Genomic DNA, 22,524 nt, shown 5'->3' with positions numbered 1-22,524 from the left:
CTAATCATTAAATTGTTCATTCACTATTTTTCCTGAGTGATTTTGCAAAAGGTATCGATAAGAAACTTCTTTCATGTTATTCAGCGCCGGTTTGTCACCGAGGATCTTTATTATTTTATTACTGTCCTCTTTTAGATTCCCGGACAAATAGAAACCGTTTTCCCCGTCACCAATGATCTCAGGAATGGTATTGACCTTATTGGTCAGTACAATTTTTCCTTTTTTCAAACTGTACAGGATACTACCATTCAATGGCCAGAAAAAACGATAGTCCTTAAAAAGCAGCACAGCGAATAATGCTTTCTCAAAAATGGCATGTAATTGCTCTTCAGGGATATACCCTAAATAATGGACGTTCTTTTTATACTTTTCTTTCAATTGGTCATAAAACTTTTTTTCTTTACCCAGGGGTCTGCCTACTACATAAAAATTTATGCCGGGCTGACTGGCCAATAGTTGGCGATGAAGCTGCAAGGCGTATTCCAAGCCCTTATTCCTGCCGATAAAACCAAAATAAATAAAATTGTCATTATCCGTATCGCTCTTTATGATCTCGGCCGTATCGACTATGTGCGGGAGGTATTGTACATTTTCGATGCCATATCTTTTTTTTACCGACAATACCCCTTTCTTCGACAGCACATAAATGGATTTAATTTTTTTTATGTATTGCTCCACCATTCCATGGTTATTGATAAACCGGTCAAAAAATTTTGAAATTTTGTTCAGGAAGGGTGTCCTGAATTCGTGGAACGGATACCTGATAAGCGGGGCATCATGAAGCGTTACGGAAATATTTTTATAATTGGCCCTTAGCATAGCAAATAAAATTTCGATCTCTTTTTTCTGAAATATGCCTATTTCAATATGGATATGATCACGGGAAGAGATGGCCGTGAATATAGAGGTAAGGCTCCTGGCGCTATCCATAAAAATATAGCCCCTATCCCTTAGCACTAACCGGTAAAAATCCCTGGAATATTTACAAATCCCTGACATGCCATCCATTGAACTTATATAATAACGCTTAATGGGTATTTCAATTGGTACCATGATTTTTTCTTAGCTAATGGGTAATACAATTCTCTTTTATCGTTTGATTACGGCCTGGCTGTCGTTTGATCCTGGTTATCCGATCCACGATTTCCCCATATCCACTCCTTATTATTATAAGTTCTTTTATGTAGGCCCGGCTCCATAAAAAATAGATGCGTCTCCCCTTCTTTTTAGGCGGTTTGATCATATATTTTATCAGCCGTAATAGGCTAAGGGCAAAATGGAAATTCCAGTTACTGATCTTTTTGTGAAAAAAACGGTCGCTGATCTGGGCATAATAAAGATTTCTGATCGGCCCATCTCCGCCGAACGCACAAAAAAGCCTTTCCAGATAATCAAGGGTCAACCGTCCTTTCGGCAAATAATGAAAAAATTGTAATTCATCCGAATAGTGCAGACGGTATCCTCTTAAAACGAAAGCATAGCTTAATTCCACATCTTCGGAAGAACTAAGGGTACTGCCTACCCTGCCTTGCAGGACCGGTTCAAAACCAACCGCCTGCAATTCGTCCACATATTGTTTGCGGACCGCCAGCCCCGCTCCATATAGATTAAGTACCCGCCCCTTCTCCTCATTGATCAGTTGGGAACCCAGGGCAAAGGCTTCCGCATAGTCATTAAACCAAACCGGCTGTGTTGTCTCAAAAACAGGGAGTCCCTTCCCTCCGCAAGCGGCAAGGGCCGGGTCGCAGGACAGAATATCCGTCACCCGCTGTATATAATCGGGGAACAGCCAATTATCATCATCACAGAACAGAAGGATCGGATAGGAGGCTTCCCGGATTCCCCGGTTACGGGCATTCTTTAAACCCTGTAACTCTTCATATACGATCCGGAGGGGAATGCCGGTATCCAGTCCCTCCCATACCGAAAGAGAAAATACGGATGTTTGATCCGTTGAGGCATTATCAACAAGAATGATCTCCCAGGTCAGGGCCGGCTCGCATTCCTGTTTGGCCAATGCTTCCAGGGTTTCTCTGATCCGTCCGGCACTGTTATAACAGCAAAGAATCACCGATACACCATGTTGTCCCATCATCAGGAAGCTGAAGTTATCAATTCATCGATCTGTATAGTAGACAGGATTCCCGGTTTCGAAGGCGTTTGTGCCCAGGGCTGCGGTTTGGGTCTGAACGAATTATTGACCAATGCCCTGTTGATCAGATCCCTGCTCCTGTCGTTAAACCATCCCCATTTGTTAAAATACCGGATGGAAGACTGGAGATGATGCAGCATTAGTTTAAGGCTTTTGTAAGAGGCCTTACGGTAGGCATGGACAATACTTTCCCGTGGATAATAAACAGTCCTGTAGTATTCATTGATCCTTCTGCACAGGTCGATATCTTCCAGATAGAGAAAATATCGTTCATCGAACAAACCTACTTTGGCAAAGGCTTCTGTTCGGACAAACATAAAACAACCGGATAGGTTGGGAACCTCCATGATGGAATTATAATCCTTATGTCTCAATTCATAGGCAGCCAGCATATTCTTAATAAAATATTTCAGGGGGCCGGGGAAAAATCTTCTCAGGAAAAGATCGGTGGGGGAAGGTAGTTTCTTGCAGAGATACTGAAGATCTCCATTTTTGTATAATACTTTGGGCATCACCAGCCCTACATCGAGATTATGTTGCATGAAAGAAAAAAGACCATCCAGGATAGCCGGGTCGAATTGAACATCCGGATTCAGGATCAGGTGATATAAGGACTCGCCCTGGGCCTTTTCGATGGCCAGGTTATGCCCTGCTCCAAAACCAAGGTTTTGGCCGTTGAATATATACTCTATCTGCGGTGAGATAAACTGGTACCGGAAGATATCCTCGGCGGAATTATCCACCAGGTATAATTTAACGTTCTTCGAACAATTTAGAAAGCTTTCGATGGGCTTCCGGATCTCATCGACCGGGTCATTAAACAAAACGATGGAACAGGTAATTTGGGTCATTGCGTTAGGTTTTATTGAGCATTAGGTTTATTCGACTATCAGGTTTGTTCCGGACCGGGATTCGTCCAGGCAGCGGGGACAAAAAAAGTCCCGGCTCCATCCGCCCCCCCGGGTGAATCAGGAAGAACTGGTTTCCGGGAAGGAAACTTTGTTTCTATCCATTCCTTTAAGGCAGCAGCTGTTTGCATCCAGGAAAATTTTTTTGCCTGTGCAAGCCCATCTTCTATTAACCGGTCACGTAATACCTTATTACAGATCAATTCTTTCATGGAGGCATGAATAGAAGTTTCATCCAGGGGGTCAATATATAATGCAGCTTGCCCGCAAACTTCAGGCATCGAAGATGTTCCGGAAACGATCACCGGACATCCGCTGGCCATTGCTTCCAGCAAGGGAATACCAAACCCTTCAAAAAGACTCGGAAAAACAAGGGCAAAGGCTTCCCGGTAAAGAGAAGGCATTAATCCGGCTGGAACATAACCCAGAAAATGTACATGCTCTCCGATCCCCAATTGGGTTACCAGCTCTTTCAACTGCATCGTATATTTCTTTTTTCCGCCGGCTATGACCAGTGGGTGTTCTTTTTTTTCGTCTTCTGTCAATTCATTAAAGGCAAGGATCAGTCTTTCAAAATTCTTATGCGGATAGGTGGGCCCTACGGCCAGAAAATAATTTTTAACTCCATATTGCTCCAGGACAGGAAGCTCGTTGTCTTGTACCGGGAAATAGCGGGTATCATCATATCCATTATAGATGACCCGCACTTTTTCTTCCGGGCATTTAAGAAAATGTAGGATATCCTGGCGGGTAGTTTCAGACACCGCAATAACCATTTTTGCCCTGGATACCAGTAAAGGCAATAAGTATTTAAAATAAAAACGCTGATGAAGGCTGATGTTCCGGTAGCGCAGGGAGAGCAGATCATGGATAGTGATAACCTGGTTATTCAGGAAAAAACTCCCATGGGTGGTCGGACTGATCAGCAGATCATAATGCCAGGCCTGCAGCGGATAATAGCATGTATTCCAGATAAACCGGCAGATGGCTGCGATTTTTCCATAACGGGAAGACAGGAGAAGACCGGGCAGTTTGATGATCTTCAGGTTCTTATCCAACAAAGAACCAGTAGGCGTGAAGACCGTCAATACCTGCCATTGCTCCTTCCAGTATAACTGAGAAAGGTTGTTGATCACATTAAAGGAATATACGCCTACCCCTGTTGGCTGATCATCCAGCATGGACCCATTAACCGCAATGGAAATTTCTTTCTTACTCAATGTATTGGCATTAATTAATCTTTGGTAATCAGTGGGGTCGTCAACGCGGATTCACTTGAATAGATCCGTAAGATCAATGTTTGTCTTTACCTAATTGTTACCGCACTATTAATAATATATTTTTTATTGCGATTGTGGAAAACTATACTTGAAGAAAGCTTTTATTTGTACCGCACACGCAGAAACCGGAATAAAATACTACCTGATGAGGATGATCGTTAGCCTATTCGTTTTATTACTGATGGACCTGTCAGCCAAATCCCAGGAGCCCCCAGTTCCCACTTCCGGCAATTGGCGTATATACGCAGGAGTTACTACAACACATTTATCCGTCATAGATAAAACATTCAGTTCCATCCCTTACGAAGGATATAACATAGGCCTCTGTGCAGGATTAAAATGGGACAATGGCAGAGCTTCGCACGAGTGGGACGCTTATTTTTCCAGTGGTACGCTTAAGACGAACGTCAATCCTGTGGCGAGTTTGACCCAAACTTATCTTACTGCAGGGTATACCCATCTTTATCATATCGGGCCTCAGGGAATGTCTAATCCGTTGGAATTAAAGGCAGGAGGAAATTTGCATTTACTTTACGCTTCCAGGGATTATCAGGGATTCCTTAATAATACCGTTTCAAATGAGTTTGCGGCTTCGATAGGTGCTGCTTTGGAAATAAACTATGTATTCAGCGGGGTCCTGGAAGGCTTTTCCCTTTCGGATAAGCTGATCCTGCCGGTAGTTTCGTGTCTCCGCCAACCCGGGTTTGGTGGAGACAATGCGCCCGAGGACAGCCGGTTGGTAAGTTATTCATCGCTCTTACAATTTTATAATGGGCTTACGCTGGAAAAAAATATTACCGCCCACCAAAAAATTTCTATCGGATATACCTGGGACTTTTATAGGATAACTGTTGTCAGGGAAGTAAAACAAGCAGCTAACCGTTTGGCTTTGAGCTATCATTTTAATCTTTGATCATTAATCTCAGGTCATGACCATATCGAATATATCTATCAGACACAGGATTAGCAGACACAGGATTACCTGTCTGACCTTGATGATAACCATGCTTATTTTCCTGTCCGGATGCGAAAAGGCGCTGGATCTGAAGAAAGCTCCCCATGATCCTCAGGCGATCCTGCGGGAATGCTGGACGGTTATGGACCAGCAGTATGCCCTGTTCTCCGTAAAAGAAGCAGACTGGAACGCCGTATATCGGGAATATGAAACAAAGACGGATAAGGGAATGACGGATAATGACTTATTCAGGGTGTTGAACGATATGCTCAATACGCTGAAAGACGGTCATGTAACCCTGCTCTCCGCAACGGATACAGCAACCTATGAAGGTTTCTATAAGGATTACCCGGCCAATTTCAATTATAACAATCTTCTTACTACCTATCTTCAAAATGATTATCGTTCCACAGGACCGGTGATCTATAAAATCGTCAGCAATATCGGATATATTTATTACCATTCTTTCGAGGATCCGATCACCCCCGGGCAGGTAGACAGTATTCTTGCTCAAATGAGTGGGACCAAGGGACTTATCATCGATGTGCGAAATAATTCCGGCGGAGGATCTCCGAATGTGGACAGGCTTTTCAGCAGGTTCCTGGTCACCGAAAAACTGGTTAAATATGAGTTGATAAAAAAAGGACCGGGTCACGATTCTTTTTTTGATCCGCAGCCCTATTCGGTCGCGCCTTCGGGAATACCTTATAAGAATCCGGTGGTGGTATTGACAAACCGTGCCTGTTTCAGCGCCTGCAATGATTTTGTATTATATATGTCAGGACTCTCCAATGTAAAAATAATGGGTGACCAAACCGGAGGAGGAGGCTCATTTCCGCATAACTATCTGATGGCGAATGGATGGAAGCTGCAATATTCAGCAACAAAAACCCTGTCCCCATCCGGATTGAGCATTGAAAACGGGATACAACCTGCTATTCAGACAGGGATTTCTCCGCAGGATGAGATCAACGGAAGGGATCCTATTTTAGAAAAAGCATTTCAGTCCCTTCAATGAACCGATTCGAAAAAATTATCTTCGAAATTATCATTTTCGGTTTTATCATTTCTAAATTATCATTATCGATTTTATCATCTTCGGTTTTACCTTCTCCGAAATAATAATAAGAACGTAATAGTTCCTTAACATGACTCTGTCCTACAAAAGATAGCTTTGTCGGCCTGTCAGGATCAAAGGTCAGGATGGAACGTTAACCAATCCAAATTGAACCAAAGCTTATGCCCTTATTAAAACGCAAAACCCGTTTGGGGTTGAAGTCCTTCTTTATTTTATCCGTATTCATTTTTCTAATTTCCCCTTTGTCCGGCATCGCCCAATACGCGCCGGAAACTCCGGCTCCTGCCGTACATCGGCTGACCGTCCCTGTGGCTTCAGGCTATGATTCCGTCTTTGACGGACTCCTGCTGAAAAAAAATATTATGGAAGGTACGGACAAGGATGCGGCTCAGCTCCTGAAAAGGCTGAATGGCATAATCGTGCAGGATAACCCCGCACAAAGAGGATTGCAAATACTCACTATATCCGGCATGGGGGAAAGATATAACCAGGTATTGTTCAATGGCGCCCCATTTTACAGCCCTGATCCTACCAGCAAGGCGTACGCATTTTCACTGCTCCCATCCTCTTCCATTGAAACGATAAGCCTGCAAAAGACAGGTAATCCCTCCTTACCGGCAGATTTTACAGGAGGCTCCCTGAATATAAGCACCCGTGATCAACCGGATAGCAATTTCTTTTTCATCCGCGTCCAGGGTGGGTACTCCGAAGGGACCACCGGAAAAGATTTTTACGGAGACAAACGCGGAAGCATGGAATGGCTTGGTTTTCCGGGAGGTATCCGCAACCTGCCTCCGTCTTTTCCGACTTCCCGGTCCCCCTATTTCTTAAACCAAAAAAATCCGCAGGAACAGGTATTCCTGGCTCAACAATTAAAGAATAACCTGGCTCCCGTCAATCATGGGGCGTCTTTGCCAGATGATAAAATCCTGGTGGGTTTCGGAAGGATCTTTCGGTTAAAAAAAGGAGAAAAAATAGGGATCACGGCCTACCTTCAGCACGGACACACGGAGCTCACCGACTTGTCTACCGTGCAGGGAAGCCCTGCAGTTGCTGCCAATCCTTTCCCTTTCGATCCTGGCAAGCCTGTAGTCGCCTCGCAATCGGCCGACAGAAATTACCGGTATTCGTCAGGGATGAATGGGGCGCTGAATGCCTCCATCGTTTATGGGCGGAGCAAGATCTCCTTCCGGAATCTATTCGCAAATACATTTACCAATACCTATACGCAAAGAACCGGTATCTTCAAACCGGACGAGGACACCCTTGCCCATACGGGCATCAGGTATATAACGGAGGAACGGCGATCCCTGCTTACACAATTGGCCGGAGAACATGCCTTGGGGCCCCAGGGGAAATTACGGCTGGACTGGCAGGCCACCTATAGCTGGCAGCGGCTCCGTAATCCGGATGAACGGAATTTTCTTCTTCGTCAGGATTCTTCACATCCTCAGCTATTTTCTTTGGCAGTTCCTGTTTCTTCCCTCGATTATGGCAATACGGCCACCCTGGAATCCAGTTTCACGAATTCCGGAAGAGCCTGGCGGGAACTCAAGGACCAGAACTTCTCCGGATCAGTGAACCTGCTTATTCCCTTCAATGTCTTTGACCAGCCGCAGGTCTTATCCGGGGGAATCGCAGTAAGTACCAGGTACCGGGTCTTCCATAGCGATCTTTTCCTGATCGGCGGTCCGGGCTTTTTTCCATTGGACGGTTTGCTGGCTGCGGAACGTTTTTACCCGGGCGGCGCGTCCGTTCAAAATTATTTTGTCAATCCCAGTGATCTGAATCATCTCCAGGTTAATAACAGAGCTAATTATGTCGCTTCCGCCAATTTAGGCTCAGCCTATATTTTTTGGCAAAACCACCTTTCCCGGACCTTCTCTGTCAATTGGGGTGTCAGGATGGAATCCAACAGTCAGCTGGTTTCCGATACCCGGTATTCTTATGCTACCGGCTTCCGCTATCCGCAAATTTCCACCAACAATGAAAACCTGAATGTCGGCAAGACGGATATTCTCCCCTCTGTCCGGTTGTCCTATCAACCCGTATCTTCCCTTCGGATCCATACGTCCTGGTTTAGGTCCCTGAACAGGCCGGAATTACAGGAACTAGCGGATTACCGGTATTATGATGCTTCCTCCTTCCTCATTAAAACCGGCAACCCTAATCTGTTCAATAGTTATATAACCAATTACGATGCAGGGATAGATTGGTTCGCCGATTCCGGCACTCATTTCTCTGTTTCCGGTTTTTTCAAGGAAATCGATCAGCCGATCGAATATATTCTATCCAATTATTCCAGCTCAAAAGGCAACCTGCTTAGCACTCCACACAATAGCCCTCCTGCCACGATCAGGGGATTGAACGGCTCATTCACGTTTAATTTCGGTACCTTATTTCCTGCCCCCTGGTTCTCCCGGCTTTCCGTTTTTGCCAATGGAAGCTGGCTAAATACCAAGGTGGATGCAGGTCCGGTGCGGAGTTCCGCTACCCCATATGTAACCGGGCATTCTTTGAGCGGAAGCCCTGATTATACGCTGAATGCGGGACTCATGCTGCAATATCCGCGCCTTCCGATGATAGCAGTCCTGTACAACCGGACGGGAGATTATATTTCGGCGCTCGGTTCGGGCGCAACTTTCCCTTTACCGGATGGCCATACCGTCCGGTCGGTGCCCGATTTCCGGGTGAAAGGAAGGGAAAGGCTTGATATCCAGCTATCACAAAAGTTATTCTCCCAGGCCATACAGATCATTGCGGGGGTGAGTAATTTATTGAACGGGGAGTATATCGTATACCAGGATCTGAATGGGAATAAAAAGCTCGATGCCCCTTTATCCCTTACGCTGAAAAACGGCCAGGCGGGATTTTTCCAATCCGGTGTGGACAATACGATCATCAGGGTTAAAGAACAACGAAGCTTTTATTTCAGCATTTCCTACCTTTTTAAATAAGCCATGAAATCTTACTAATCCATGCAAAAAAATATAATTTCCCTCTATTATGCGGTTTATGTCTGTGTGCTGCTATACTCAGCAGCAGGCTGCAAAAAAGAGGAGAACATCAAGGCGTCGGCCGGGAAGCCGGAAAAAAAATTATTGGATCAGGCAGAATCCCAGAACCCATTGACAGGTACATATGACCGGTATAAGATCATCCACCTGTCCAGGGATACCGTCTATACCTTAAGAAATTCTTTTACCAGGGAGGCCGGCGAACAATTAGTTATCGAGGAAGGCACCCTTATCAAGGTTTCCGCAGCAGGTGCCGATAAAGGCATTATCCGGATTCGACCGGGAGGGCTTATCATTGCCAACGGATCTCCCTCCCATCCCATCGTATTTACGAGTCTCGATCCGGCGGGGATTCAAAATGCCAATTGGGACGGGATATCCATCCAGGGAAAATCCTATTCGAATGAATCGAATCCTTATGGTGATCCGACGGATCAATCAGGATCCCTGAATTATGTCCGGATAGAATTTGCCGGGTTGGTCCTCGACGGGGTGGGAAACGGGACTATCGTAGAAAATGTCCAGGTAAGTTATTCCAGACAGTCTTCTTTTGAGATCGACGGCGGCAGTTTTCCTGCCCGTTACCTGGTTTCTTATGCATGCGGGGGGCCGGCTGATTTTTATATCACGAAGGGCTATTCCGGGAAAATGCAGCATTTGCTGGCCTACCGGCATCCATTTTTTGGCAAAGCAGGTAACATTCCCGAAAGGGCACTTACCGGCTTGTTCATTGAAAACAACCCTTCCGATACCTCCTTAAAGCCCTATACCTTACCGCTAATCTCCAACCTGACCGTCCTGGGCCCTGATGGCCAGCCGGGATCCGTACCCGATTACAGCAATACAAGCCCCAACCCAAGGACGGCGGGTTTGATCACTACGCGAAATGCACATTTTGGCATTCGGAATTCGTTATTTCTTGGTTTTCCATTTGCGGCCTGGTATGTCGACGATTCTGTAATGGCTCATAACGTCCTTAACCATAATTCCGAAATGGTCTTTTCCATTTTTATGAGCAGGGACAGTTCCCACCCCTTCTTTTTGGAGCCGGGAGCCTTTCCTCCAAACGGGAATGCGGAATTCTATGAGTATATCCTTCGCCCTGTATTCAACAATCAGTTCGACGGTGGAGGAGCCGACCAGCTCTTCGGTGCGCCATACAATTATGAATCACCCGATATTATGCCAAAGGATACGACCCAATTCTTTTTAAAAGGGGCAAATTTCGACGGGCCTTTTTTCAATAATGCATTTTTTAACAAGGTTAAATACAGGGGAGCGTTTGGAACAGATAACTGGCTGAAAGGATGGACAAATTTTACGCCTCTTCATACCAATTACAATTTTCCCCAATAACCGGATCTCCTGATTAGCTGACCTATTAATATTACCAGATCATGGTTCCTGTAAACCTCTTCTTTTTCAGAAAATACGGGTATGATAAACGGGCAACTTGTCTGTTCATTTTCCTGTCCCTGCTCCTGCTCCTGCCTGCCGCAATGGCGATTGCCCAGAAAGGGCCGGGAAAACTAACGGGTAAAGTTTCGGATGGCTCTACCAATGAGCCTCTTGCCGGGGTAAGTATAAGCGCGAAGAATACAAAGACCGGCGTCTCTACGATCACGGATGGCACTTATATCCTGAGCCTTCCGGCCGGAACCTACACCATCGATTTTTCCTACTCGGGTCATAAGAAAAAGGAGATCACGGGTGTGATCATTAAAGCCGGAGAAAGCAGTTTCCTGGATATCCTTCTGGAGGCAACGACCAAACAACTGGAAAGTGTGGTCGTCACAGCCGGTGTCAAAAGAGAAACACAATCTTCCGTTTATTCGGCTCAAAAACGAAGCGCAGCCGTTTCGGACGGTATTTCACTGGAGGCCATCCGTAAAACCCCGGATAATAATGCCGGCCAGATCCTGAAACGGGTAACGGGGGTCAACGTCCAGGATAACCGCTTTGTGGTGGTCAGGGGTTTGGGGGAGCAATATAACCAAACGATGCTGAACGGGGTGCCCATGACCAGTACGGAAACAAACCGGAACGCTTTTGCCTTCGATCTGATCCCGGCCGCGGTCATCGATAATATTACCATCAACAAAACGGCAACCCCCGATATGCCTGGCAATTTTGCCGGGGGCATCGTTCAGATCAATACGAAAGATTTTCCTGCTTCCGATTTTTTTTCAGTCCTTGTCCAGGCCGGTTACTCGGATCAAACCTATGGCAAGGATTTTTATTCGGATAAAAGAGGAAAATACGAATGGCTTAGTTTCGACGGGGGAATAAGAGATCTGCCCAAAGGCTTCCCGACCTCAACCAGCCGGGTGCCCTTTACCACCTTAAACGCACAGGAACAATTCCGGTATTTGCGTATGCTTAAAAACAATTTTGAACCTGTAAATAATGGCCCATCGGGTCTGAACGAAAATCTGCAACTGGGTTACGGAAAGACTATCAAATTTAAAAACGAGACCCAATTGGGAATTGTGGCGGCCTTTAATCAACGTAAAACGGAACTCACCGAACAGGAGGTCACCGCCAGGGAGGTAGACCTGACGGCGAAAGAGCTACCGGTAGACAGGCTTAGGGGTCTGGGCTATTATTCAGAAAATACCCGATACCGGTATAGCGTGGATTTCGGAGGAGTGGTCAATGTTGCTTACCGCTTCGGGAATAATAAAATTTCCCTGAAGAACCTGTATACAAGGGTCTTTAATAATACCTTCATCGACAGACCGGATATACTCGCCGATCTTCAGGCTTTTACCGGCTCCCCTATCCTGGTCGGGATCAATTATTTTACAGAATCCCGGACCATACTGAACAGTACGCTGGCAGGGGAACACAGGACGGGAAAAACAAATGAGACCCGTCTGGAATGGAATGTAAATGCCACTTCGAATTATACCAACACTCCGGATTCCAGAAATTATTTATTAGGAACCGATTCCGCCCGAAAGATATATGCGGTTAAAAGTGATAACAGCGGCCTGTCGGAGTCGCTTTATGGGTTTAGCCGGATATGGACGCAGAATAAGGATTTTATTGCAGGGGGGGCATTCAATATTACCACTCCCTTCCTTTTATTAAAGGCCAAACAATTGCTTAAAGGCGGTATCCTTTTCCAGAACAGGGAAAGAAAGGCAACCGGCACCATATTACCTATCGGGCATGGCTACGGTACGCTGGATAGCCTTTTTGCTCCTTCCGCCTATTCCCCGTCCGGGGTAAGAGTGGATCTGGCCACGACAGCCCTGTCACAGGGCAGCGGTAATTATAATGCAGGCAGTAGTCTGCTGGCTGCCTATGAAAGCCTGGAAAATAAAATCGGAAAAAAATTCAGAGTTATCTGGGGGCTTCGTATCGAGGATTATCAGCAGACGGTTAATTTATACATCCCTGCCTTTTACCCGGATTTCCAGGAACCGGTACTGACTTCCGCAAAATTCGCTTCCCGGACTACGTTTAATTTTTTGCCTTCGGTAAATATGGTCTATAGCCCCACCCCGGCAATAAACATAAGAGCTGCCTACTCCAACACGGTGATCCGTCCGGAACTAAAGGATCTTGCCGAATATCAGCGTTATGATCTCCAGACGTTTGCCCTGACCAGTGGAAACAGCAATTTAAAAAGTACCAATATTCAGAATTACGATCTTAAGTTCGAATGGTTCCCGTCATCCGGTGAGATCGCATCGATCGCCCTTTTTTATAAAAATCTGCAGGATCCCATCGAATATGCCTTCTCCACCCAGGATAATAACCTGAATTCAAGATACGCCGTCAATACGGGATCGGCCTTTGTAAGAGGAATAGAAGCGGAGATCCGTAAGAAGATCGATTTTATCCCCTTCGCATCCTGGCTAAGCCATCTGACCCTTTTTGGGAACGGGGCCCTGTTAAAATCCAGGGTAAACGGAAAATTCATTAACAGTAATGTAATCAGCTCGTTCAGCGAACATTCCCTCACCGGCCAGCCGCCCTATATCCTTAATGCAGGAGCAAGTTTGTTGTTGATCCATGAAACCTTCGAAGCTACTGTTTCTTTCAACCGTACCGGAGATTATATCAATGAGCTTGGGTCTTCCGATCTCGATGTCCATCTCGCCAATGGAAAGTTGATTCCCAGAAGACCTCATTATTGGGTAAAAGCCAGGGATCTGATGGACCTGGTGATCAGTCAATCCTTTTTACACAATAAAGCAAAATTTAAATTTAATGTCACTAATCTATTGAACCAGCGATACATTCTTTACCAGGATCTGAATGGAAACGGGAAGTTCGATACACCCGTCAGGATTAAAAAAATCGGTGACAGAACGAATAATTACCTGGATGGCATCGACAATACAGCCTCCAGTATCCGCCCGCAACGAACCTATTCTTTTTCATTTTCATATACTTTCTAACCTATATTTTATGTCTTCCGCCATTATTACTCTTTCTTATAAAAAGCTGCTCCTTCCGGGGCTAATCCTGAGCATCCTGGCTGGAATGGCCTGTAAAAAATCTTCGTTCTTCACCAAAAAAATAAAACCGGAAATCGTTCTGGGACCAGGGGATTCCCGATTGTCTGCCCCAATCATTCATTTTTCAAAAGACACCGTTTATGTCCTGGCTACTAACCTGGTAAGAGATAGCGGGCAAACAATGACGATCGAACCCGGGACGCTTATCAAAGTGAATAATAATCTTTCTGTTATCATAAACCCCGGAGGACGTCTCGATTCAAAAGGTACTACCGGAGAACCGGTCGTTTTCACCAGTTCGGCCCCCACCGGAGCTGCGGGTTCGGTTGCCGCTACGGATCCTTCCGGCCAAAGTTTCTGGTATGGAATACAGATCCATGGAAATCCATCGCTTGCAAACGATCAGGGGTCCGGAGTCCTTACTTACACCCGGATCGAATTTGCAGGCGGCATACAATTCAGTACCCAATACCCAAGCCTGTTATTGGATAATGTCAGTAACCTGACCACGCTCGAAAATATACAGGTCAGCTATTCCTTTGAAAGCCCGTCATTCGAATTTTCCGGAGGAAATGCCAACGCAGGCAACCTGGTGTCCTATGCCGCGGGCAACTCTGATTTTTATATCCATGGAGGATACCAGGGCAAATTACAGAACCTGCTGGCCTACCGCCATCCTTATTTCGCCGGGCTTTCTGTCAGCAATAACCTGGGAGGTCTTGTGCTGGAAGATGCAGCCACCTTTCCCGCCATTTCCAATCTTACCGTCCTGGGTCCTGATAATCAACCCGGAACCAAGGATACCTATGGTCCGCGTTTTGGATCCTTATATGAATTGGCTGCACTTGTCACTACAAAAGGAGCGCAGTTCCATATCCGGAATTCCGTATTGCTTGGTTTTCCCAAAGGCGGCTGGTACCTGGATGACCCGAATACCGCCCTTTCCATAATCAATGGCATTTCAGATTTCACGTATTCGTTCGTACACAGCAATGACAGCAGCCGTGCGTTTTATTTAGCGCCGCATGTCTACCTGGATCGCGGTCCAAAGGATTTTAAGGATTACATGCTTCAACCCTCATTTGAAAATCAACTCTTTATCAACTCCTCCAGATTTAAACTAACGGATCCTTACAATTATGATATGAATCCCAACCCTTTACCGAATATTGGTTCACCTCTGTTGAGCGGAGCTAATTTCGAGGGACCGGTATTCAGCGATCCTTTTTTCAAAAATGTCAGTTACCTGGGAGCGTTTGGCACAGACAACTGGTTAATAGGCTGGACAAATTTTTTCCCGTTAAGGACGAGCTACAATAACTAATTTCTTTTTTCTTACTCACCTATATGCCTATTTGCACTTTAAATTTTTTTATTTTTACCCTAAAACCTAACTGGTAACATTAACTTTTTATTTAGTTAACGAGCCGTTAATTTTCTCATAATGTTCAGGGTCTATGTTTGTATCCTTATTCGAAATTAGAATTCCCTGCTGTTGTAGTAATCCCCCGGACTCTGTTTTCTTAAATTAATTAAAAATTAAAAAACAATGAAAAAACTTATTTTCGGCGCAATGAGTGTGGCTGTCCTTTTCGCCATCTCCTGTAAAAAAAACAATGCTGATGTTACACAAAAAGAATTGATTCACGGAACATTAGTAGACACATTGGTCGGTGTGATCACGCATGATACGATCGTTTCAAGGACAACCTATTTAAAAGGGATCGTGTATGTAGCTCCAAATGTTACCCTAACGGTCAATGCCGGAGTAACCATCATCGGCAGCCCTGGCTCTATCGCTCCGGATACCATAAACCTGGAAAACAATAAAGGAACCCTGGTTATCGAACAAGGCGCAAAGCTGATCGCAAACGGATTACCCAACTCTCCTATCGTATGGACATCCAGCAAACCCGCTGGCAGCCGTAAGTTTGGTGATTGGGGCGGTATCGTATTGTTAGGAAAAGCCCCGATCCATACAGCGACCGGAGCCACTACCAATACTTTTGAAGCGCTTCCCTCATCCGATCCCCGCAATACCTATGGTGGAAACATTCCTACGGACAATTCGGGATCCATCACTTACAACCGTTTTGAATTTGGTGGCGGAGTCGTTATCAAAGTAAATCAGGAAGTTAATGGATTTACGTTCTGCGGTGTAGGCAGCGGAACCCGTTTCAGCTATAATGAAGTTACCAATTCCGGAGACGATGGTTTTGAATGGTTTGGCGGTACCGTCAATATCGACCATTGTATCGATTTCAATCCTAAAGACGACGAATATGATTTCGATGAAGGCTACAGCGGCAGACTGCAATTCATCATTGCCTACAGACTGAACATCAATGACAACTCAGGATCGCATGGTATCGAAACGGATAATGACGCCAGCGGAACGGCAGCAAACCCACACACGACTCCTTTCATCGCCAATGCTACCTTCATCGGACCGGTCGATACGATCAGCGCTGTTCACGATGGCCTGCGCAATTATTACGATGGAGAGATTTTCTTCAGAAGGAATAGCAGATTACGCCTGGTAAATTCTTTGATCATCGCTCAGGCTCAGCCTTTTGCAGTAGTATCTACTCCAACTACCCGTGGTTTAGTAGCCAGCACTATTTCCCTGTCTGATTCTGTCCTGATCGCATTCAATCTTTTCCAGACCAATTCTGCCCACCCTGTAGTAACTTCAGCAGTTGAAGGAAATCCCGTACAACCAACTGATGACAATGTCGTACTCAGCAAATTAGGCGGTCTTAACAATACTCCTCTTGCCAATATGGCCGCTTTCAAATTAGATGGTGGTCTGAAACCTTTACCTGGCTCTCCTGCATTGACCGGCGGAGCCAATTTATCTTCTCTTGGATTTGTCGGAACCACCCAACGCGGCGCGGTTCTTTCTACAGACCCCTGGACCACTACTGGAACCTGGATTTCGACTGCCACCAATTAGTATTAATTAGTATTAGTTCTGAATTTTTATTTTCGAATAAGTCATTTAATTTCTTCCCGTTCAAAAGTCAACCTCACCGGTTGACTTTTGAATTTTAAAAAGGGCCGGAATTGGTTTTTCTCAAAATATAGATGTTCTCTATCGAATCCTTATTTCTCCAGGAAAATTCTATTTCAAAAGGAAATTCCAACGTTTTTATCAAAAAGATCAGGAACTCGTCCATGTCTGTCTTTTCCCAAACATGGAAATGAATCGAGTAATCCATTTCCATTAATTTCCTGGCTTCTGTCTTTACAAAGTTCTCTTCTTTATTATCACCAACTGCCTCTACCCACTCTTTAAAATGCTGTTCCCTGGATTGCTCTGGCCCCTTCTCGTAGTCTTTTACCATATGGCTGATGGAGGTTACGGTTCTGTTCCTGTCAAAAGTGAACCGCTTATCGGGTACGGCAAAAAATACGATACCGCCTGGCTTAAGTACCCTAAGCATGTTACGGATAGCCAGTATAGTATTCTGGCAATGCTCGATAAAATGATTGGCTATTATAAAATCCTGTGTATGATCCTCTATTACTTCGAGCTGTTCCCCATCCGCGATATAATCCACGGCAACGAGTTTACAATCCTTTAACTCCGGATACTGGATCCTAAGCTCCCCTTCACTCATCCGGTCTACATATTTAACCGTCGCTTTTTTCCGGTTGACAACCAAAGGATGATGCAGGGCTCCGATTTCGATACCCGTTCCGGAAATATATTGCTCCGCAAGGGCCTGACGGTCTAAAACAAAGGAAGGATTTCGCATACTTCGGATAAGTTGTGCTAACATGTCTGTTTTTCTTTTATGGGCTTTTGAATAAATAGGTTTCTTTTACGCAAAAACCGCACATATACATGTAGCGGTTATGCGACTATTAACAACTGCGAATTGATCTTTCTTATTTTACAGTTTCAACAATTTCAGTCTGATTGTTTTTCCACCCTGTGCTATTTCCAGGATATAAATACCCTTGGGATAAGTTCCACCCAGCTGAATCGTTCCATTTGCCGGTAACCGATCTCTACTTTCTACCCGTCTTCCTGTCAGGTCTGCTACGTTAAAAGAAACCGGAGCCTCACTGCCGCTATGCGTGCTGATGGTAAAATAACCGGATGAAGGATTCGGTGAAACGGTAACTGTTAATTCCTTTCCTTCTGCAGAAGGAGTTTGCCGGATGTCATTCAGGCCTGCACTCGCCACCCGCATGGCAGCTGCAAAATCAGCCGCTGCTGTTTGGGGTTGAGGTTCGGTTATTTCGAAAGGAGACAAGACATACCCACCGATAGGGCCTTCAAAGACACCTCCCGGCAATACCCAACCCACGGATAAATGGTCGTTTCCGGTGCCTTCTTTGTGGACAGTTTCTACGTAATAGCGTACTCCTTTGACCAATCTAACCGGAGCCGACTGCTGACTGGAAGTCGAAAGCCATGCCCTGAACCCTACGGCCTTTTCAACAAAAGCAATCCTACTGCCATGGGAAGGAGATTCGTCCGTACTTAACCAAAGCTCACTTTGTTCATCGCTGGCTAAATAAAAGACATAGTTGCCCGTTAGCGGCGCACATATATAACCCCTTACCCGGGCGCCATAATTATCACCGATCTGAGGACCGTATTCAAATTTATTGAGTTGTGCGGTTATATCGGGATGATTGGGATATTTGGCACTGCTGGCCAGGTTGATAAGGGTATTGCCGGGAATGCCGGTATATCCTTCACCCAGAATACTGCCTGTTGCCGTACAACCCGCTATCAGGATATGTATCGTGTCGGAAACCAAGCTGTCACCCTGACTGGTATAAGCCCGGGCGCTGACGGGATAGTTTCCCGGCGCTATATCCACACCGGTAAAGGCATAGGGCGCAACGCTATCCTCTGCAAATTTATTGGAACCCGAAAAGAAGGCCACTCTAACCACATTGCTGTCACCGGGTGTTACCAGTGCCTGCAAATGAATGGGAGTTCCCGCATCAAAAGTGGAATTGTCCGTAGGTGAGGTGATAACGATATGTTGAGTATCCGCAGGAGGCTGATGGATCAACAGATCAAGACCTCCGATACGATCCGATCTGAATTTCTTTAACTTATTGTCGCCCAGGCTTTTTGCTTCTATACCATCATTATACAGAACATCACCGCCTTTGTCCGTGATCAACTGTAGTTTTGATAATGACAATTGGCCATTTTCATATATCGCCATCGCTCCTTCCATATTCAGTTGGGTGGAATCGAGTGTACTGACCAGAATAACGGAGTCGCCCGGTAAACCACTCCATTTATAAATGGCTGGCAGTAAAGGCGCTTCGCCAGGGTTCCCGGCCAGAACGATATAGGTTCCGTTCGGCAACCGGATAAGATCACGGATTCCCCTACCCCCCAACGACAATTCGATGGGAAGGGCCAGCTGCGGATCACCTGCCGGGGCGCCATTATTGAACCATGTCTCAAAATTTAACAGGGGAACGATCACCGCTTTTGTCCGGTTCGCGGTGGGTACCAGCGGAGCACGCAAACCAATATAAAGGGTCGTACTGTCCGGGCCAAAAACCATTCCTTCTGCGGCAAAACCTGCAGGCGATTTTGAATCGATTCCTGCCGCCGCACTGGCTGAAAATCCATATCCATGGGCATCCCCCCAGGCCAATAAGACAGTCCTTAAATTACCGTAATAGCCGGCAAATGAAAAAGAAGTTGCGGCTTCCGTCCCACTCACATCGGTCGCAAAAAGCCGGTTACGATTTGGCTTGTTGTCAAAAGGCGATTTACCATTGCTCATCGAGCCCAGCCAGTAGATCCTGTTTGTCGTTTTTAAGCTTGGGGCTGCGGCTTCCACATCCACTTCAGGTTTGGCGGGATCGGGCAGGTTCAGATTAGCCGTGTAGTTATAGGAAACGAGAGGCAGGCCTGAATTCGATCTTGAATATACATTCAATACATTTTGTTCATCATCTCCGGTTATAAAACAACTGCTGTCCAGGGCTACGGCATCCGAAGCATCCGATATACCCGTATGCCAACGGGTATCGGCCGGCATGGCCGCTGCCGCCGAGGCTGCATACAATAATACAAAAGGTGTCGTACTCACCCCGTCATTTACGGAAATGGTTATGGTGGCATATCCTACGGCAGATGGTTTAATTTTTATATTGCGCGAAGTTCCGGTACCTGTCAGCTGAATGTTGGCAATAGGAACAACTGTCAGGTTGTTGCTGGCAACAGTAACCGTCAATTGCTCCACAGGAGTCAGATCATCTCCGATAATAAAATCGATTCCCGAAAACCGGGCAGGGTCCGTTGAATCATCCGCCGCACCGCTGATAAAAAAGGGGCTGGCAGGTGATGCCGTAACACCGCCATCCAGGTAATTGGTAGTCGAAGCCACATTCATGATTATGGTTGGGGCTCCATCCACCACTATACAAGGATTAAACGGCACGGTTGCCCGGGTGCTTTTCCCCGGACTACCGATATCGCCACCACTGGAAACGAATGAACCTTCAGCATCGCCTGCCGCAGAAAGAGTCCATTGAGCAGGTGTATTCGCACCTAAACCCGCAGCACTTACCCAGGCGCTTTTGTTTTGCGTCCGCGGACCACCCAGCGTTTGGTCATTATAGGTTAACCGGTCGACCAGGGTATTCGTTGAATCATAAAGATTTATTTCATCGGCCCTGCCCAGATTATCATTCGTATAACCTCCGGTTATTTTTACACCTGCACACAAACCCCAGGCTGCACGAAAGGCACTCACCGGAGTGGTTTCAGTGACTATCACCGATTCTCCGGGCTGCACGACGCCAAATGCCGTCAGGTAGTGCACACCTAAGTTACGGGTGGCATCGTCAAAACTCCAGCCCGTCATATCGACAGGGCTGTTTCCGACATTCGTGAATTCAACAAATTCCCCATTGGCACCGGAATACATGTATTCCGTAATACGTATCTGAGCATTCGCATGACTACAAATAAAAAGAAAGACAAACACAGAAAATTTTCGGATCAGGAATTTGGCAATACTCAACCGGGGTAAATTTATCTTCATAAACTGGGGTTTTGATAATGGGCAATAGGGTTCTCCTAAGTATTTACCGATAGTAGACTGACTCCTGCCAGGCAGGATGAAGAGTTGAATATGCAGAATAATTTTTAAAGGGAAAGGAACGGCAACAAAGAAAGGGTTTATCTATATTTATTATGCAGGAGGGGTATTAATTTAATAACAACAAATGGGAGCTATCCTATCAGCTCCTTAATTGCTTTGCCTTTACCATCCGGAGTGGTATAGAACGGACGTTTTTCGACTTCATATTGTGTGTCCTCCGGGATACCTAAAGCGTGATAGATAGTCTGGTGGATCTGGTCGATCTTTACGGGGTTCTCGATGGATTTACAAGGACGTTCATCTGCCGTTTTACCGTAAACGAAACCTTTTTTGATACCGCCGCCAAACATAAGCATGGAGCCTCCGTCGGTAAAATGCCGATGCATGCCGTAGAACTTAAGATCGTTCAGGATATCGGGCTGTTTCACCTGCTCCTTCACTTTGGCATCGGGCCGCCCTTCTACCATCATGTCCCGGCTGAATTCGCTGGCCAGGATCACCAGGGTACGGTCCAGTCTGCCGCTCTTATCGAGGTCCTTTATCAATTGTGCGACCGGACCATCGATCATCTTTTTCATATTGACCATCCGGGTATGCCCATTCTCATGGGTATCGAAACCCAGGAAGGGTTCGTATTCCGTCGTGACACTGATAAACCGGGCGCCTTGTTCGGTCAGGCGTTTGGCCAGAAGGCAGCCTAATCCAAAACGGCCGGTATTATAAATATCATATGAGGCTTTGGGCTCCAGGCTGAGATCGAAGGCCTTTGCTTCCGGGGAATTTAACAGCATATAGGCCTGTTCCATGGAGCGTTTCAACGATTCTTTCTGATAGTCGCTGCCCAGATCGCCCACCGGGCTTTTGCTGATCAGATCATTATATAGTTTATTACGCGCTTCGAAACGTTTGGCGTCCATGCCCACCGGAGGTCGAACGCTTTCGAGTCCCTGGCTGGGATCGGGAATAAGAAAAGGGCCGAATTCATTGCCCAAAAAACCGGCCGTATGGAATGCCTTCAGCTCTTCTGCTTCGCCTACAGTAAACCGTTGGCCGATATCGATAAATGCCGGAATGACGGGATTTTTTGGCCCCAGTTGATTGGCAATCCATGCCCCTATATGCGGTGCCGCCACTGTCTGAGGGGGTTCGTAACAGGTATGCCAGTGATACTGATGCCGGGAATGAAGGATAAAACCCATATCCGCCGCTACATAAGAACGGATCAGCGTGCCTTTGTCCATCACCCCGCCAATCGACTGCAGCCCTTCGGAAAACTGGATCCCGTCCAGAACGGTTGGATGAGAGGGAAAGGTGCTTAGTACCCTGTTACCTTCCATGCCCTTTTCATAGGGGGTATACCGTTTGGGATCGAAGGTCTCCGTATGAGCCATTCCTCCGGCCATCCAAAGCAGGATAACGCTGTCGGCCGTGGAACCAGCCAGCCTCGACTTTTTGCCGCAACCGGTCAGGAGGCTGGCCATTGGCGCACCTGCGGCCAGGGCCGCCAGGGTGGCTGCACTTGATTTTTTGATAAAATCCCTCCGGTTCCAATGATTGGTCAT

General features: G+C 46.1%; 14 protein-coding genes. 7 read left to right on the top strand and 7 right to left on the bottom strand.

Annotated features, from left to right (window positions below; all coding sequences use genetic code 11):
• Genes ACX0G9_RS04990 through ACX0G9_RS04975 form a run of 4 tightly spaced genes read right to left on the bottom strand, consistent with a single transcriptional unit; the run spans position 1 to position 4,280 of the window.
• Positions 1–1,053 carry a glycosyltransferase family 4 protein gene (locus ACX0G9_RS04990; RefSeq protein ID WP_459063757.1) on the bottom strand — a complete coding sequence of 351 codons (1,053 nt, stop codon included), beginning with the start codon at positions 1,051–1,053 and terminating at the stop codon, positions 1–3.
• Between the two features lie 13 nt (positions 1,054–1,066).
• On the bottom strand, positions 1,067–2,095 hold the full coding sequence (locus ACX0G9_RS04985; RefSeq protein WP_459063756.1) for a glycosyltransferase: 1,029 nt from the start codon (positions 2,093–2,095) through the stop codon (positions 1,067–1,069).
• Positions 2,095–3,003, bottom strand: a complete 909-nt coding sequence (locus tag ACX0G9_RS04980; RefSeq protein WP_459063755.1) for a glycosyltransferase family 2 protein — start codon at positions 3,001–3,003, stop codon at positions 2,095–2,097. The genes ACX0G9_RS04985 and ACX0G9_RS04980 overlap by 1 nt, the downstream gene beginning before the upstream one ends.
• A 38-nt stretch (positions 3,004–3,041) precedes the next feature.
• Entirely contained in the window at positions 3,042–4,280 is a 1,239-nt protein-coding gene (locus tag ACX0G9_RS04975) for a glycosyltransferase family 4 protein (protein ID WP_459063754.1), read from the bottom strand.
• Positions 4,281–4,485: 205 nt separating this feature from the next.
• Between ACX0G9_RS04975 and ACX0G9_RS04970 the strand changes: the two genes are divergently transcribed.
• The 7 genes from ACX0G9_RS04970 to ACX0G9_RS04940 all read left to right on the top strand — a co-directional run bounded on the left by ACX0G9_RS04970 (position 4,486) and on the right by ACX0G9_RS04940 (position 16,818).
• Positions 4,486–5,253 (top strand): hypothetical protein, encoded by a 768-nt coding sequence (locus ACX0G9_RS04970; protein WP_459063753.1) that lies wholly within the window; start codon positions 4,486–4,488, stop codon positions 5,251–5,253.
• Between the two features lie 16 nt (positions 5,254–5,269).
• Positions 5,270–6,313: a S41 family peptidase gene (locus ACX0G9_RS04965; protein WP_459063752.1), complete on the top strand. Its 1,044-nt coding sequence runs from the start codon at positions 5,270–5,272 to the stop codon at positions 6,311–6,313.
• 221 nt (positions 6,314–6,534) lie between these two features.
• On the top strand, positions 6,535–9,330 hold the full coding sequence (locus tag ACX0G9_RS04960; protein WP_459063751.1) for a TonB-dependent receptor domain-containing protein: 2,796 nt from the start codon (positions 6,535–6,537) through the stop codon (positions 9,328–9,330).
• Positions 9,331–9,351: 21 nt separating this feature from the next.
• Positions 9,352–10,746 (top strand): hypothetical protein, encoded by a 1,395-nt coding sequence (locus ACX0G9_RS04955; protein WP_459063750.1) that lies wholly within the window; start codon positions 9,352–9,354, stop codon positions 10,744–10,746.
• Between the two features lie 41 nt (positions 10,747–10,787).
• A complete protein-coding gene (locus tag ACX0G9_RS04950) occupies positions 10,788–13,802 on the top strand; it encodes a TonB-dependent receptor (RefSeq protein WP_459063749.1) in 3,015 nt (1,004 codons plus the stop codon).
• Between the two features lie 10 nt (positions 13,803–13,812).
• Positions 13,813–15,186 carry a hypothetical protein gene (locus ACX0G9_RS04945; RefSeq protein ID WP_459063748.1) on the top strand — a complete coding sequence of 458 codons (1,374 nt, stop codon included), beginning with the start codon at positions 13,813–13,815 and terminating at the stop codon, positions 15,184–15,186.
• 225 nt (positions 15,187–15,411) lie between these two features.
• Positions 15,412–16,818 carry a hypothetical protein gene (locus tag ACX0G9_RS04940; protein ID WP_459063747.1) on the top strand — a complete coding sequence of 469 codons (1,407 nt, stop codon included), beginning with the start codon at positions 15,412–15,414 and terminating at the stop codon, positions 16,816–16,818.
• A gap of 94 nt (positions 16,819–16,912) precedes the next feature.
• Here ACX0G9_RS04940 and ACX0G9_RS04935 read toward each other — a convergent pair whose 3' ends face one another.
• From ACX0G9_RS04935 to ACX0G9_RS04925, 3 genes are all read right to left on the bottom strand, one after another.
• Complete coding sequence (locus ACX0G9_RS04935; RefSeq protein ID WP_459063746.1) at positions 16,913–17,647, bottom strand: methyltransferase domain-containing protein; 735 nt, start codon at positions 17,645–17,647, stop codon at positions 16,913–16,915.
• A gap of 114 nt (positions 17,648–17,761) precedes the next feature.
• The gene (locus ACX0G9_RS04930; protein WP_459063745.1) at positions 17,762–20,902 is read right to left on the bottom strand and encodes a lamin tail domain-containing protein; all 3,141 of its coding nucleotides are present in this window, start codon (positions 20,900–20,902) and stop codon (positions 17,762–17,764) included.
• Positions 20,903–21,093: 191 nt separating this feature from the next.
• Positions 21,094–22,524 carry a DUF1501 domain-containing protein gene (locus ACX0G9_RS04925; RefSeq protein WP_459063744.1) on the bottom strand — a complete coding sequence of 477 codons (1,431 nt, stop codon included), beginning with the start codon at positions 22,522–22,524 and terminating at the stop codon, positions 21,094–21,096.

The sequence above is a fragment of the Flavitalea flava genome, from assembly GCF_054461575.1.
This window is presented reverse-complemented; position numbering and strand designations above follow the sequence as displayed.

What these genes read in the sequence shown, in the direction of transcription:
- ACX0G9_RS04950 (WP_459063749.1), top strand. Translation starts at nt 10,788, where the DNA reads ATGGTTCCTGTAAACCTCTTCTTTTTCAGAAAATACGGGTATGATAAA.
- ACX0G9_RS04935 (WP_459063746.1), bottom strand. Translation starts at nt 17,647, where the DNA reads ATGTTAGCACAACTTATCCGAAGTATGCGAAATCCTTCCTTTGTTTTA.
- ACX0G9_RS04960 (WP_459063751.1), top strand. Translation starts at nt 6,535, where the DNA reads ATGCCCTTATTAAAACGCAAAACCCGTTTGGGGTTGAAGTCCTTCTTT.
- ACX0G9_RS04955 (WP_459063750.1), top strand. Translation starts at nt 9,352, where the DNA reads ATGCAAAAAAATATAATTTCCCTCTATTATGCGGTTTATGTCTGTGTG.
- ACX0G9_RS04985 (WP_459063756.1), bottom strand. Translation starts at nt 2,095, where the DNA reads ATGATGGGACAACATGGTGTATCGGTGATTCTTTGCTGTTATAACAGT.
- ACX0G9_RS04965 (WP_459063752.1), top strand. Translation starts at nt 5,270, where the DNA reads ATGACCATATCGAATATATCTATCAGACACAGGATTAGCAGACACAGG.
- ACX0G9_RS04970 (WP_459063753.1), top strand. Translation starts at nt 4,486, where the DNA reads ATGAGGATGATCGTTAGCCTATTCGTTTTATTACTGATGGACCTGTCA.
- ACX0G9_RS04940 (WP_459063747.1), top strand. Translation starts at nt 15,412, where the DNA reads ATGAAAAAACTTATTTTCGGCGCAATGAGTGTGGCTGTCCTTTTCGCC.
- ACX0G9_RS04990 (WP_459063757.1), bottom strand. Translation starts at nt 1,053, where the DNA reads ATGGTACCAATTGAAATACCCATTAAGCGTTATTATATAAGTTCAATG.
- ACX0G9_RS04925 (WP_459063744.1), bottom strand. Translation starts at nt 22,524, where the DNA reads ATGACCAATCATTGGAACCGGAGGGATTTTATCAAAAAATCAAGTGCA.
- ACX0G9_RS04945 (WP_459063748.1), top strand. Translation starts at nt 13,813, where the DNA reads ATGTCTTCCGCCATTATTACTCTTTCTTATAAAAAGCTGCTCCTTCCG.
- ACX0G9_RS04930 (WP_459063745.1), bottom strand. Translation starts at nt 20,902, where the DNA reads ATGAAGATAAATTTACCCCGGTTGAGTATTGCCAAATTCCTGATCCGA.
- ACX0G9_RS04980 (WP_459063755.1), bottom strand. Translation starts at nt 3,003, where the DNA reads ATGACCCAAATTACCTGTTCCATCGTTTTGTTTAATGACCCGGTCGAT.